Annotated in this window: 13 protein-coding genes; 5 read left to right on the forward strand and 8 right to left on the reverse strand. The window is 52.2% G+C overall.

The window, feature by feature from the left end; translation table 11 throughout:
- Nucleotides 1-32 precede the first annotated feature (32 nt).
- The 3 genes from Q7T66_RS00805 to Q7T66_RS00815 all read left to right on the forward strand — a co-directional run bounded on the left by Q7T66_RS00805 (nucleotide 33) and on the right by Q7T66_RS00815 (nucleotide 3888).
- Nucleotides 33-722 carry a response regulator transcription factor gene (locus Q7T66_RS00805; protein WP_304931332.1) on the forward strand — a complete coding sequence of 230 codons (690 nt, stop codon included), beginning with the start codon at nucleotides 33-35 and terminating at the stop codon, nucleotides 720-722.
- 8 nt (nucleotides 723-730) lie between these two features.
- Nucleotides 731-2002 carry a HAMP domain-containing sensor histidine kinase gene (locus Q7T66_RS00810; protein WP_304931333.1) on the forward strand — a complete coding sequence of 424 codons (1272 nt, stop codon included), beginning with the start codon at nucleotides 731-733 and terminating at the stop codon, nucleotides 2000-2002.
- A 185-nt stretch (nucleotides 2003-2187) separates the two neighbouring features.
- Nucleotides 2188-3888, forward strand: a complete 1701-nt coding sequence (locus Q7T66_RS00815; RefSeq protein WP_370691585.1) for a phosphoethanolamine transferase — start codon at nucleotides 2188-2190, stop codon at nucleotides 3886-3888.
- 13 nt (nucleotides 3889-3901) lie between these two features.
- Here Q7T66_RS00815 and Q7T66_RS00820 read toward each other — a convergent pair whose 3' ends face one another.
- Nucleotides 3902-5005, reverse strand: a complete 1104-nt coding sequence (locus tag Q7T66_RS00820) for an acyltransferase (RefSeq protein WP_304931335.1) — start codon at nucleotides 5003-5005, stop codon at nucleotides 3902-3904.
- 264 nt (nucleotides 5006-5269) lie between these two features.
- Here Q7T66_RS00820 and Q7T66_RS00825 point away from each other — a divergent pair, with 264 nt between their 5' ends.
- Nucleotides 5270-5770 (forward strand): hypothetical protein, encoded by a 501-nt coding sequence (locus Q7T66_RS00825; RefSeq protein ID WP_304931337.1) that lies wholly within the window; start codon nucleotides 5270-5272, stop codon nucleotides 5768-5770.
- A 91-nt stretch (nucleotides 5771-5861) separates the two neighbouring features.
- Entirely contained in the window at nucleotides 5862-6209 is a 348-nt protein-coding gene (locus Q7T66_RS00830; protein WP_304931339.1) for an antibiotic biosynthesis monooxygenase, read from the forward strand.
- 27 nt (nucleotides 6210-6236) lie between these two features.
- On the opposite strand, the gene Q7T66_RS00835 is transcribed toward Q7T66_RS00830, so the two are convergent.
- From Q7T66_RS00835 to Q7T66_RS00865, 7 genes are all read right to left on the reverse strand, one after another.
- Nucleotides 6237-6476, reverse strand: a complete 240-nt coding sequence (locus tag Q7T66_RS00835; protein WP_304931340.1) for a hypothetical protein — start codon at nucleotides 6474-6476, stop codon at nucleotides 6237-6239.
- Between the two features lie 31 nt (nucleotides 6477-6507).
- Nucleotides 6508-7260 carry a PIG-L deacetylase family protein gene (locus Q7T66_RS00840; RefSeq protein ID WP_304931341.1) on the reverse strand — a complete coding sequence of 251 codons (753 nt, stop codon included), beginning with the start codon at nucleotides 7258-7260 and terminating at the stop codon, nucleotides 6508-6510.
- A 10-nt stretch (nucleotides 7261-7270) separates the two neighbouring features.
- Nucleotides 7271-7627 (reverse strand): glutaredoxin, encoded by a 357-nt coding sequence (locus tag Q7T66_RS00845; RefSeq protein ID WP_304931342.1) that lies wholly within the window; start codon nucleotides 7625-7627, stop codon nucleotides 7271-7273.
- A 72-nt stretch (nucleotides 7628-7699) separates the two neighbouring features.
- Nucleotides 7700-10810 carry an efflux RND transporter permease subunit gene (locus tag Q7T66_RS00850; RefSeq protein WP_304931343.1) on the reverse strand — a complete coding sequence of 1037 codons (3111 nt, stop codon included), beginning with the start codon at nucleotides 10808-10810 and terminating at the stop codon, nucleotides 7700-7702.
- Nucleotides 10811-10818: 8 nt separating this feature from the next.
- Nucleotides 10819-12090 carry an efflux RND transporter periplasmic adaptor subunit gene (locus tag Q7T66_RS00855; protein WP_304931344.1) on the reverse strand — a complete coding sequence of 424 codons (1272 nt, stop codon included), beginning with the start codon at nucleotides 12088-12090 and terminating at the stop codon, nucleotides 10819-10821.
- Nucleotides 12091-12122: 32 nt separating this feature from the next.
- Nucleotides 12123-13607, reverse strand: a complete 1485-nt coding sequence (locus Q7T66_RS00860; RefSeq protein WP_304931345.1) for an efflux transporter outer membrane subunit — start codon at nucleotides 13605-13607, stop codon at nucleotides 12123-12125.
- Nucleotides 13607-14368, reverse strand: coding sequence for a CerR family C-terminal domain-containing protein (locus Q7T66_RS00865; protein ID WP_304931346.1), 762 nt, complete (start codon nucleotides 14366-14368; stop codon nucleotides 13607-13609). Before Q7T66_RS00865 ends, Q7T66_RS00860 begins: the two co-directional genes overlap by 1 nt.
- Nucleotides 14369-14527: the final 159 nt, after the last annotated feature.

Consider the following 14527-nt stretch of genomic DNA (forward strand, 5'->3'; position numbering starts at 1 on the left):
ACTTCAATGCATCGCTTGAACGGAAAGATAATGTGTACGCACTGATCATCGAAGACAATCCGGACATCGTCGCCAACCTGTATGGTTTTCTCGAACCATTGGGTTACACCCTGGATGTCGCGCTCACTGGTTCCGCTGGCGTCGCGCGCGCCATCGAATCGCACTACGACGTCATCGTGCTGGATCTTGAATTGCCCGGCCTTGATGGCATTGAAGTCTGCCGCCAATTGCGCAAAGAGCGACGACTCGCGACACCGATTCTGATGCTGACTGCACGCGATACCGTCAAAGACAAATTGGTCGGCTTTGAAGTAGGCGCCGACGACTATCTGGTCAAACCGTTTTCACTGATAGAACTCGAAGCTCGCTTGAAAGCACTGGTACGTCGTGCTCGCAATGAAACGGTAGAACACATACTGGAATTCGGCGAGTTGCGCTTCGACCTCAGTCGTTACGAAGCCACGCGCGCCGGACACAAACTTGCACTGACACCAACTGGTTACAAGCTGCTGGAATCCTTGATGCGCAAAGCGCCGGCACTGATCACGCGCGAAGAATTATTGCGTGAAATCTGGGGTGATGATCCACCGGATAGCGATGCATTGCGCACGCACATCCATGCGCTGCGCCAGGCGATGGATAGACCATTTGTCACGCCTATGCTGCGTACTTTGCCGGGCAGCGGTTATCGTCTGGTAAATGAAAATGAAGATCGAAAATGAAGCGTGAAATGACAAGCAATCCATCGAAAAGCAAGCAGTCGCTAAGACGACGCATCGCTGGCACATTCATATTGATGGCACTCATTTTGTGCAGCTTCTTTTCGCTTTCATCGTATGTCGCTGTTGAAATGGCAGAAGCGAAATTGATCGATCACAACCTCGATAAATTAACGAACCAAATCATTGGTCAATATTTAAGTAACGATAAATACGAGCTGCCGCCGGATATCACTTTTTACGTTGACGACGATATTCCTGAGACATTTCGCAAGCTACCTAACGGCATCCACGAAATTGAAATCGGCGAAACAGAATTGCATGTAGTCGTGCGCAATATGAATAACCATCGCTTTGTTCTAAGCGACGACACTACCGATTTTGAAGATACAGAATTACTTATTTTCATTGCAGTAACCGCAGGTTTTTTCGCCAGTATGTTGCTGTCCATCTTTCTGGGATTGGCTTCGTCAAAACTGATCATTGCGCCAGTAACGGCATTGGCCGAAGCGGTTGAACGCAATGATGATCCGTCCGAATTACCATCGCTGGATACGCAAAATGAAATCGGCATGCTGGCCCGCGCATTCGCCAAACGGACCAATCAACTGCAGCGCTTTCTCGCTGATGAAAAATTGTTTACCGGCGACGTCAGCCACGAATTGCGCACGCCACTCACCATCATGCTGGGCGCATCCGAGCTATTGAAAGTACAGCTCGCTGGATCGCCAGATGAGTTGGCAGTCGCCGAGCGCATACGCCGAGTAGCGGCAGAAGCATCTGAACGCGTAGGCGCTTTGCTGTTGCTGTCGCAATCGCCAGAAACATTAGGTGGTAGTCAGCTGTCGCTCACGCATTTGATCGAGCGCGAGATTGAGCGCTGCCAGCAATTGTTGGGCGACAAACCCGTACAAATCGTGTTCGAAGATGTGGGCGATGTGTGGGTGTATGCGCGCACCGAATTGGCCGGAATTGCAATCGGCAATCTGTTGCGCAATGCCTGCCAATACACTGAACAAGGCACAGTCAAAATCAAGCTCGCTGCGCATCAATTAACCATAGAAGACAATGGTCCCGGCGTGCCGGAAAACGTACGTGCGCGACTGTTCGAGCGCTTCGTGCGCGGCAAGGAAAACCCTCACGTCGGCTCCGGCCTGGGCCTAGCGATAGTCAAACGCGTCGCCGATCATTTGGGCTGGCAGATAGAACATCAGACGCCTGACGGCGGCGGCAGTCGTTTCATACTGACCTTCCCGTCTGAGCCAGTCTCCACAACGGTTTAACAGGTACATAAGCGCGTTATTGCTGCCTTTGTGATTGGATAAGAGCGATTCTTTCCATGTCATTTTGACCACATGGATTTGAGCCGCTTTTGATCTGTCTTTGCCTCGGTTTAGACCCGCTCCGGCACCTTAACGCCCACTTAACGGCGCCCTCGATAGCGTAGCGACTTCTCATATAGAAGTCGGTGTGCGTCTTGAAAACATCTCACCTTGCAAACAGCCCGGTTGCCCTTCCGCAAAGCGGCAGCCACGCGTCTTTTTTCCCGTTTGATCGTCTCCCCGCCATAGGCGTTGAAAGGCTGGCGATTCTTGCCAGCCTGTTTTTTTCAATCACTTGTAATCATCTGTTTTTCTCCGCCGCATTGGCTCAGCGCGACTGGTCGCATGCGAGCTCGTGGTTGTTTGCCGCAGCGGTGTTTATTGCCATCACGGCCTTGCAGAGCGTCGGACTTTTTATCGTGCTGAATCGCTGGAGCGCCAAACCTATCTTGACGCTGCTGTTTATCGTCACTGCGGCAGCAACGTATTACATGGACAAGTACACCGTTTTCTTCAATTCGGAAATGGTCAGAAATATTCTGCGCACGGACGTCAAGGAAGCCAGCGAATTATTCTCGCTGAACTTCTGTATTCATATGTTGGTTTATGGCGTGCTGCCATCACTGTTGGTGTGGAAGCTGCGTCTGACGAAGACATCCTGGCGTCGTGCCACGCTGATGCGCATCGCTTATCTGGTGGGTGCATTCGTCATCGCTGGCGGCGCCATCATGCTGGTGTTTCAGGATTTTTCTTCTTTGATGCGCAATCAAAAAGAAGTGCGCTTCTTGATCACACCAAGTAATTATTTGTTCTCATTGGCGCGCGTTGTGGTCGCCGATACCGCACAAGCCAACACCCCTAAAATTCCCATCAGTGCAGATGCGCACATGGCAGCCGGCTGGAACAATCGTACAAAGCCTATGTTATTCGTGCTGGTCGTGGGCGAAACCACGCGCGCTGCGAACTGGGGCATGAATGGTTACGCACATCAAACCACGCCTGAATTAAGCAAGCTGGATGTGATCAACTTCACGCATGCAACCTCATGCGGCACCAACACTGAAGTATCGGTACCGTGCATGTTCTCAACCTATGGCCGTCGCAACTACGATGAAAAAGCCATACGCGCGCATGAATCGCTATTACACGTAATCGACCACGCAGGCGTAAAAACGCTGTGGCGCGACAATCAGGCTGGTTGCAAAGGTGTATGCGATGGCTTGGAAGAACAGCATCTGGACAATAGCAAAAACGCCGCGCTGTGCGATGACGAACGCTGCCTTGATGAGATTCTGCTCAATGGCATGGATGGCGAAATACAAAAAGCCAAGAAGGGTAATATGTTCGTCGTCCTGCATCAGCTGGCCAATCACGGCCCGGCATATTACAAACGTTATCCGGCCGCGATGCGCGTTTTCACGCCGACTTGCGATACCGCAGACTTAAGCAAATGCAGCAAGGAAGAGATCGTCAACACCTATGACAATGGCGTGCTGTACACCGACCACTTTTTGGCGCAGACCATCAATTATTTGAAAACGCAAACCACCTACGACACAGCCATGCTGTATCTGTCAGATCATGGTGAATCGTTGGGTGAACACGGAATTTATCTGCATGGTTTGCCTTATTCGATCGCGCCGAAAGAGCAAACACAGATACCGATGGTGATGTGGATGTCGCCAGGATTTGCATCAAGCTTTGGCGTGAACAAGGATTGCATGAGCAAATTGGCCAACACGCCGGTCAGCCAGGACAATCTGTTTCACTCTATCCTGGGCATGCTGCAAATCGAATCTACGCACTACGACAAATCGCTGGATCTAAGCGCAGGCTGCAAGGCTTGAAACTAGTCTGAAATTAGCTGGCTTGTTGCGCCGCCAACATGCCGCTGACCATAAAGCCGGCCGGTGCCAGCAAGCGTTTTCTGTTGGTCATTGGTCGGCTTTCAACCCATTTGAACAGCAGCGCACCAGCGCCCACACTTGCCGCTAATGCGACCGTCATGCCGATCAGGCTGGCGATCGCTTGCTCAGGGAAGAAGTGGAAAAATACTGCGTTCACGACCAGACACAAAGGGAAGTGAATCAAAAAAACTGAATACGAAATACGTCCCAGATAAACCAGGAAGCGTGGCATAGGCATCGCTTCCATCGCGCCGGTTTGACGAGCAAGACCGAGCACCAGCATCACGCCGCCAGCCACCAAGATACGCGAGCGGAAATCAAACAGCAAAGCCGCTAACACCGCAGTACTTAACAGCGCCAGCCACCACATGCCGTCTTCGCGACGCGACGCCCAATAAGCCAGCGCACCCAAACCGTAAGAGCCAAAGAAGTAAAACGCCGTCGTATCCAAATCTTTCTGCAGATTGAAGAAGAACAGCGAGGTCGCAGTCAACACGGCGATCGCAATCGGTCCCAGCAAACTCAGTTTTGTAAAACGTGCCTCAACCCGCGCTGCACACCACATCAGCAATGCTGCCAGCGAAAAGAGTTGCAGATCTATCGCCACATACCAAACACCAGCGGACAAGGCATCTTGTCCGACCAAATCCTGCAGGAAAAAAACATGCGACAGCAATTGCATCGCAGTTGGCGCGTCCGGAATCGCATCATTCGTCAACCAGGCACGTGCCAGCGCTGCGCATACGATAGCGCACACCAATGCGACTAGATACGGGATCGCCAAACGCAAGTAGCGCTGATAAATCGCGTGCACAGGTTGCGTCAGCAAAGCTTTGCCATGCGGCGCAAATTTCGCCGCCATCAAGAATCCTGCAATCACAAAAAACGCCTGCACCGCCATCCGACCGTATTGATAAAACAAATCGATCAAGGCTGGGACGAGCGTGTGCGCAGCATCCGACATCGGGCCGTAAAACGCGAGGTGATGCAACACAATCAATAAACAGGCAATCGCCTTGAGTGCATCCACACAAGGCATTCTGGAGGTAGTACGCATGGAATTCTGACTTCTAGGATTATTATTCTTGATGCCGACGGCGGTCGGCGTGTACAGCAGGCTTATCTTTACTAGCGATAAGCTGCGCAAGGGCGCAAGTCTACACGCACTCGCGCCGTTTTGCAGATTCCGTGCGCTCCTACCGTGCTCCACACCTGTTTTGCATACAATTTAGCCATATAGACGCATCTGAAGTGCTGTCGTACAGCCGATGCAAAAGCCACTATGATATGCACCCTGACCAGATGAAATAAGCGCACCTCAATGAACAACGACGAAACACAAAATTATTCCGAGCAAGATCAAAACGGTTCAATTCACGAGCCACGCATGTGGCGCGACGACGGCTGGACCGCGCGCGTGATCAAGAACGATGATGATGAAGGCTGGGCGGTCGAAATGATCAAGGATGGTGAAGCAGAACCAGCGCTGGTCGGCCCGTGGACCATGGGCCGCGACAAAAAGAATCCGAAGCCGCTTGATACGCCAGCGTTTCACACGCTAGTGAAAACTGCATCAGAAGTCTTGCGCAGACATGAGCAGCAACTGCATGCGACGCTGCATAAAAGCGTCGTCGTGAATACTGCATCGGCAACGATTACCGTTAATCTGGATATCGTGCCGGATGAAGATGATCCGTATGCGATGCTGAGTGCCTTGGATGACGGTGGCGATCAAATTGCAGAAGTACGCGTCGCACCCAACTTCAAGTTGACGCGTGCAAGTGCAGAGCAGTGGATAGAAAACGAATTTCGCAGGCCCTAGTTCTAAATGACTTGCTAAACAATTCGCTAAAAATTCTGCCGCATACATTGCTACAGGAATATGGCGGAGACATCATCAAGGGAGCATTCACATGATTGCCGTTATTTTTGAAGTCATTCCACACGACCAGTACAAGCAGGATTACATGGATGCGGCTGCAGCATTGCGACCACTGCTGCACAAGATAGATGGTTTTATATCCATCGAGCGATTTCAGAGTCTGAGTCAGCCGGGGAAAATTCTATCGCTGTCTTACTGGCGCGATGAAGAAGCAGTCAAGCAATGGCGCAATCTGGAAGAGCATCGCAAGGTGCAAGCTGCGGGACGCGGAAATATTTTTGCCGATTATCGGCTGCGGGTTGCGCATGTGCTGCGCGATTACGGGCTCAATGAGAGAGCCGAAGCACCGACGGATTCACGTCAGGTGCATAAAGCCTGAGCTGTTAAAACAGTTCGCTGACGACTATCAAGCTTCAGCGAGCTTTGCGCTCAAGCGATCGAATTCTTCATCCAGCGTATTTTTCGGCACACTCGTTTTGCCGCGGCTGTACCAATAACTGGCATTGCTCAAATCGCCTTCAACACGGTGCAGATAACCGTGAATCTGGCACGACAACACATCGCCATGCACTTGCACTAACGCGTGCGCCTCTTCCCAGCTTCCCGCTTTTGCAAGATCCAATACTTCTTTGTGATCACAAGCCATTTTCAAATCCTCTATTACTGTTCTTAGTTCTTTAGCCGAAGCGTTCCAGTTCAAAGCATTCGGCATATTCATCGTCACCCAGTTTCAAATCGACAGCGCATTTTCGATTGATCGATAACACCCTGTCATCAAATCCATGACCACGCGTATTCAGATTACGCTGATGTTGCGATTGATGCAGACGCAACATCGCGGCTTTCCATGTCGCAGTTGCCGCATCGAATGAGGTAAATAAATCAGTGCGCATCGCCACCGTTTTCGCATCCTGATTCAATACTGCCCACAGTTGCAAATGTTCGGCTAGCGCAACTGCACGAAACAAGGCGTAGGTACGCTGATGCGTGACGTTGCTGTCATTCCCATGCGGCATGAATACCAGATCCGGCGTGCGCGACAATAAATAGTCGCTTATTCGTTCGTGATTATCTACGTCAAGACGCGGGTTGCCTTTTTCATCTGTCGGCAAACGCAAGAAGCTCAAACGTTCAAGCGGCAGGCCGAAAAATGCACAGCTTGCGCGTTGTTCCTGCTCACGCAAGGCTGCCTTGTCAGCATCAGTATGCGCACCAGCGTAACCGCCTTCAACACCACTCGCACCCGTCGTTAGCACGGCTAAATGTATGACGTCGCCACGCCGATGAAAAAATCGCAGCGTCGCAGCTATTGCATCGAAGTCATCCGGATGCGGCGCCAGCACCACGATGGTGAGTGGCGATGGCAAAGATAGCTGAAGCAGGTTCAGCGCTGAATTTTTAGCCGACGTATCCAGTGAAGAAAACACCATCAGACCTCTATCAACGAGTGATCGTACCGGCTTTCAATGCCGTCACTAATTCTTTGTAACCGCCGATTAATTTACCATCGACAAAAACTTGCGGAAACGTCGGCCAGCCACTCCACAGCTTGATCGCCAGACGTGGCTTCCAAAGCGAAAAGTAATTGCCGTATTCAAGATATTTGAAATCAACGCCAGCTTCAGACAAAGCGGCACGTGCTTTCTTAACAAAGGGATTCATGCCCATGCCGACCACTACTATCTTGTTAGTGGCGACTGTACTGGCTACTTCATTGACAGTTTGTTGATGGTAGCTAGCCATATAGGCAGCGACTTCTGGCGACAACTTTTCTGAACTTAAAACAGGGCGAGTCATGATGTTCCTTGGTTTTTTAAATCAGCCAACGTTGGTATCGACATCGATACCAACGTTAAGCAAAAACTGCTTTTACTTTTCCAACGCGATTTGCGGTGGCACTGATGATTCTTCTTTAATGCCGCGCGCCTTGCGCATCATGCGTTTCATCCAGTGTTCCAGATCATCGATATACGTGAATACCGCAGGCACCACCAACAAACTCAGCAAGGTCGATGTAATCAAACCACCGATCACGGTGATCGCCATCGGTGAACGGAAGCTAGGATCGGCTCCCCAGCCCAGTGCCAGCGGCATCATGCCTGCGCCCATCGCAATCGTTGTCATCAAAATCGGACGACTACGTTTGTGGCAGGCATCAACCAGCGCGTCGAAGCGATTCATGCCTTCCTGTCGCGCAAGAATTGCGTAGTCAACCAGCAGAATCGAGTTCTTCGTCACGATACCCATCAACATGATCAGACCAATCATCGACGGCATGGACAAGGCGCGACCGGTGAGCAGCAAGGCCACGAACGCACCACCGATAGACAAAGGCAAAGCCGCCAGAATCGTGATCGGTTGCATGAAGTCCTTGAACAATAATACGAGTACGCCGTAAATACACAGCACACCAATCAGCATCGCCAAACCAAAACTTTCAAACAAGAGCAACATCTCTTGCGCATCACCCAGCTCGGCAATTTTCACTGATGGCGGCAAATTACGCATCGATGGCAAGGCACGTGCTTCTGCATTCAGATCGCCCAGCGAACGACTGCCGAGCTCAACATCAAGCGTGACATTACGACTGCGATTCAAGCGATCAATCTGCGCTGGTCCGCTTTCCATCGTGACGCTGGCAACGGTGCCCAACATCACAGGACCGTTTTTGCCCGGCACCGTCAGACGTTCGATCGCTGACAAATCAGCGCGTACGTTATCCGGCAACTTGACGAGGATAGGCACCTGACGTTCGCTCAAATTAAGCTTGGGCAAGTTCATATCGTAATCGCCAGCTGTTGCGACGCGGACTGTTTCACCTATGCTCGCTGCAGTCACACCGAGATCTGCTGCGCGTGCCGAATCGGGACGTACGATAATTTCCGGACGTACCAGCGAGGCACTGGAACTGACATTACCAATTCCTTTTAAGGTACGCAGTTCACGTTCGACTTTTTGTGCTGCCTGCTGCAAGGCAACTGGATCTTCACTGCGCAATACCAATTGCATCTTGACGCCACTATCAGGTGGACCAACGTTGAAACGCGCGCCAGGAATGTCTGCAATGTTGGCGCGTATGCCCGACTCTATCGCCGCCATCGTTTCGTGCCTGTCGTTACGATGTGTAGTTGTCAGCGTCAACACGGCGCGGCGCGCTTCTGCAGACGCACCCGGTGCGAATGCATCGCCACTGGAACCGCCACCGACCGAACTAAAGATACTGGTGATGTTCTTGTCTTTCGACACAGCCGCACTTACGCGTTCGGCAACGGACGTGGTTTCTGCCAGCGTACTACCTGGCGGCAGCTCGATATTGATTTGTGTTTGTGCGCGATCAGCAGCCGGTACAAAACCGGTAGGCAAGAGCGGCACCAACAAGATGGATGCAATAAAGAATATGCCGGCGGCAATCGCCGTTGTCAAACGATGCGTCAACGCCCATTTCATCGTCGCCATATAACGCTTCATCAACCAGCTGTCTTTTTCTTCATGCGCCTTGACCGGCTTCAGAATGTACGCAGCCATCATAGGTGTCAATAATCGCGCCACTAATAGAGACGCTAGAATCGCCAGCACCGCGGTCCAGCCAAACTGCTTGAAGAACAGACCTGGAATACCGGCCATGAACGCAGTCGGCAAGAACACCGCGACCAATGCGAAGGTGGTGGCGATAACCGCCATACCAATTTCATCCGCAGCTTCCATAGCTGCCTGCATAGGCGTCTTGCCCATGCGTAGATGTCGCGAAATATTTTCGATCTCGACAATCGCATCATCGACCAGCACCCCGACCACCAGCGCGAGCGAAAGCAAAGTCACAGTATTGAGTGTGTAGCCGAAATATTTCAGGCCGAGGAAGGTCGGGATCACGGACAGCGGCAACGCAGCAGCCGCGACCAAGGTGGCGCGCCAGTCGCGCAAGAACCACCACACGACCAACACGGCCAGCAAGGCGCCTTCATACAACAGCTCCATCGAACCGTCGAAATTTTCCTCGACTGGTTTCGCGTTATCGATAGCCTGTTTGAAAACGATGTTGCGATTTGTGGCTTGCAGTTCTGCGATGGCGTCTTGCGTACCTTTGGCGACATCCAGCTCACTCGCACCTTTGGTACGGAAGACTTCGAAGCCGACAACGGTCTTGCCATCCTGCGACGCCGAAGAACGACGCTCGGAAATCGTATCGGTCACCTTCGCTACCTGATCGAGACGAATGTGATGGCCGTCGGCTAAAGGGATATCCATTTGTGCCAGTTCGGCAGCGCTCTTGACCGTGCCAATGGTGCGCACAGCCTGTTCGGCGCCGCTGACATCGCCGCGTCCGCCCGGCGCTTCCTGTTGCACCAGGCGCAGACGACGCGAGACATCAACAGCAGCGACATTCAAGGCCGCCATTTTTGCGGCATCCAGTTCAATCCGGATTTCACGATTGACGCCGCCCACCCGTTTGAAAGCGCCAACACCGGGCACACTTAATACGCGCTTCGACACTGTGTTATCGACAAACCAGCTGAGCTCTTGCTCATCCATCTTGCTGCCTTCGGCGGGCGCAGCGGTGAAGGTCAATACAACGCGACCGGCGGTCGATACTTTGGTAACGGAAGGATCGCGCAACTCGCTAGGCAAGTCAGCCCGCACCAACGCCACTGCATCGCGCACATCGTTGACCGCATCAGAGATGTTTTTCTCCAATACGAATTCAACGGTGACAGTTACCAGGCCATCCAGAACCTTGGTGTAAATGTTTTTGATGCCTTGCAAAGTCGCAACTGAATCCTCGATCTTGCGCGCAACTTCCGTTTCCAGCTGAGCTGGCGCAGCGCCAGGCAAGGATGCGGTAACGGTAACAATCGGCAATTCAATATCAGGGAAGTCCTGTACGGCGCTAGACTTGAACGAGAGCAAACCCGCCAGACTCAGCAACACAAACAGCATGATGGCCGGGATCGGGTTCTTGATTGAAAGCGAAGAAAAATTCACGCTTGCTCCTATTTGGTCGTCTGTGGTGCGCCAACTGTCGGCGCGGCTGGCGCACTGCCAGCTTGTTTGACAGTCGCAGCATCTTGCGAAATGGCAGGCTTGCTGGCGGTAGCTGTGGGCACTACTGCATCGCTGCTAGTCGTCGCTGCTGGCTCTGAGGCGGTCGCTGCAACAACTTTTACCAAATCGCCATCATTCAAGAAGCCGGCACCATTCGCAACCACGACGGCATTTGCATCGATGCCAGACACCACTTCAATGCTATCCACCAAACGACGGCCTGGTTGAATCTTGATTTGCGTAACGCGATTGTCTGCATTCAAACGGAATACATAGCTGAAGCCATCGCGAATCACGATCGCTTGTTGTGGCACAGTGATCGCCGACGACATGCCGAGGTCGAATTCGCCAGTAGCAAACATACCTGCGCGTGCTGGCGATGATCCTGTTGCAGCAGCTGACAAATCAACATAGACGATCGCAGAACGATTTTGCGCATCAACAGTCGGCGCAATCATGCGGACTTTGCCTTTGACTTTTGTGCCGTTGGCTGCGGTGATTAACGCGGGAGTACCGGTAGCAATGTTGCCGAGCTCAGTTGAAGTAACTTCTGCACGCCATTCCAATCTACCTTGGCGGATCAAACGGAACAGTTCAGTGCCTGCACCAACCACTGCACCTACGGTTGCATTGCGTGCCGAGATCACGCCATCATCCGGCGCCAGTACTTGCGTTTGTGTCAGACGCAATTCTTGCGCAGACAAGGTTGCGCGCGCTGCATCAGCTTTGGCTTTGGCGGTTTGTTCTGTAGTCAGATACTGATTGATTTGTTGCGTACTCAGAGCGCCACTGCTTTCCAGAGTGCGTGCACGCTCGGCATTATTTTTTGCATCGGCCGCATTGGCTTCCGCTTCCATCACACTGGCGCGTGCCTGCAACACCTCAGCTTGCGTCGTACCAGCGAAGAAAGTTGCCAGTACTTGACCCTTGCGTACTGTGTCACCAACGTTGACGCGTACATCAGTCAAACGCAAACCGTTCGATTCGCTACCGATGATTGCTTCCTGCCAAGCGGTAATCGTACCGTTTGCACTCATCTTGATCGGCAGACGTGCTTGCGATGGCTGTGCGGTGGTAACGGTTAGCGCAGCCTTGGGCGCAGTGTCCTCTTTCTTTTTCTCTGCAGCCGGTTTGCCGCCGAAGAGTACGACGATGATCGCAATCAATACGACCAGCACAATGGCGGCGATGATGATGGTTTTTTTACTGAAACGTTTCATATTATTAGTCCGTTATTGTTTCGCGTTATTTTTTATTGCTGTGTGCTTGTTACCGGAGCTGCATCCGAACTTGAATTATTGGCTGCAGCAGAATCAGGATTGACCCAGCCACCACCAGCGGCGCGATATAGTGCAATCCATGCAGACATGCGTTCACGTTCCAGCGATACTGCGTTCAACTCAGATGCCAGACGCAGACGACGCGCCTCTTCCAGGTCAACCAGATTGGCCAGGCCGTTTTTGTACAATGCTTCAAAACCATTGAACGAGGCGCGATAGCCTTCCACTGCAACACGCGCATCTTCACTGCGAGCTGCGGTACTTTGCAAATTCACCAAAGCTTCTTCTACTTCGCGTACTGCTTGTCGGACACTACTGCGATAGCTGACCACTGCTGCGTCGTAATTTGCTTCGGCTGCGGTGACGTTTGCTCTGCGCGCACCGCCATCAAACAATGGCAAAGTCAGCGATACCGGGCCTACCGACCATGTATCCATGTTGGTCGTTACACCACTCGAACGGAAACTCGCCACGCCAATTGATCCACTCAAACTCAAGCGTGGGTAGCGCTGAGCCTGTGCATTACCAACTTCGGCGCTGGCTGCGGCAACTTCACGCTCTGCGATAAACACGTCAGGGCGTTGCGTCAAGGTTTGTGCTGGAAGGCTGGAAATATCCAGCACCGTGGTCGACGTATCCGGCGCAGGTGTATCGCTGATTTTTTTGCGCAGCGTCGGCTCATCTATCGCCGTCAATGCAACCAAGGCTTTTACATCCAGATCGCACAAGGCAATTTGTTGGGTCGCACGACCGCGACCTTCCGCAGCACTGGCACGCGCCAACGCTGCCGTCGCCGGCGCCTGGAATCCTGCCTTGGCACTCAGGTCAGACAAGCGCGAAGTTTCTGCGCGCGAACCGGCATCTTCGGTAGTCACAAGTGCGAGTTTGTTGCAGGTACGCAGACTGTAATAACGATTCGCGACTTCCGCTGCGACAGAGACGCGTGCGTCATGCCAGTTCGCTTGTGCGCCTTGCAAACGCGCCAACGCTGCTCTGCTGGTCGCGCGATTGCCGCCAAATATATCCGCCTCCCACGATGGCTGCAAAGCAGCTTGTGTGGTTGTTCCCAAAGGTAAATTGGTTTGCGTATTGGTGCGACTGGAGCTAACCGACGCATCCAGTTTCGGTATCAATGCGGCTTCGGCAGCGACCCGCGAAGCGCGCGATTGTTCGATACGCGAAACAGCAGTGGCGACAGTAGGGCTTACCGTTTGTGCTGATTGAATCAGCTCAACTAACAACGGATCATTCTGCTGTTGCCACCATTGCGATAAATCGGTCAGCGTGCCGTGATGAGGCAAACTTGCAGCATTGCTGTCAACAACCGGGGCTTTCGGCATAGGCGAAAACCACTGTGATGGCGTGCTAACGGAGACTTTGTCAGGCGGCGCATTCAGCGCACATGCGCTCAGCAATAGCGGCAGGCTGACGGCAAGAACGAGGTGAGTTTTTTTCATCATGATTTTTTTGTTTTTTTAGAGGGCGCCGATGCGGTTGAGCCAAGCAAAGTCTGCCGACGCGCAATTTCCATCGCGACCATTGCTTCGCCAAAATCAACCAGTCGCATCGCCCATTGATCAACCGCAGCAGGCGTATCGAACAACTTGGGACGGATCGCGTTGACCACGTCGTGGATGACGAAAAGTTGCAGTGCAAGGCCCGCCAGTGAGAACGCCAGTCTATGCACATCATCGTCGGCTTTGGATAAATTCAAATGACGCAGCAATACCGCGACCAGCCCGAGATGCGAGGGTTTGATATGCCTTTCTATCTCCTCCATCCACAATCCAGTCGGCTCCAGCATTTCGCGAAAATGCAGGCGCACGGCGAGTTGTGCGACGTCACCCTGTTTGAGAGGCATGACAAAATCTTCAAAGAAAAGACGCAGCACCTCACGGAGACTCAAACTCGGATCTGACAGATCAATTTCCTGGCACGCCGTCCCCATTGGCTCACTAAAGACCACCCGATAGAGACCGGCTTTATCGCCGAAATAATATTTGATAGAGGACAGATTGGCGCCGGCCGCTTGCGCGATTTCACGCGTGGAAGTCTTGGCAAAACCTTTTTCGGCGAACAAACGAAGGGCCGCCATGAGCAGACGACCACGCGCTTCTTCACCATCAGAACGTGGCTTGCGCGTATCGCCGATCTCGGCAGCTTCTTTAGAGGCGCTGGCGTGAGGTTTGGACGGAGTGGGTGTGATGGCAGGTTTCATGAGCCGTATTAAAGCACATAAATCAATCAAATGATTTAATTAAATCATTTGATTGCATTAAACTGTTTAAAACCTGTGATAAACGGGAATTGGACTAGTCAAACCTGCAGAATTCAGGCTCTTTTAATATTGCATCAACAAAAATAAGTACAAGACCAG

The sequence above is a fragment of the Herminiimonas sp. genome, from assembly GCF_030655415.1.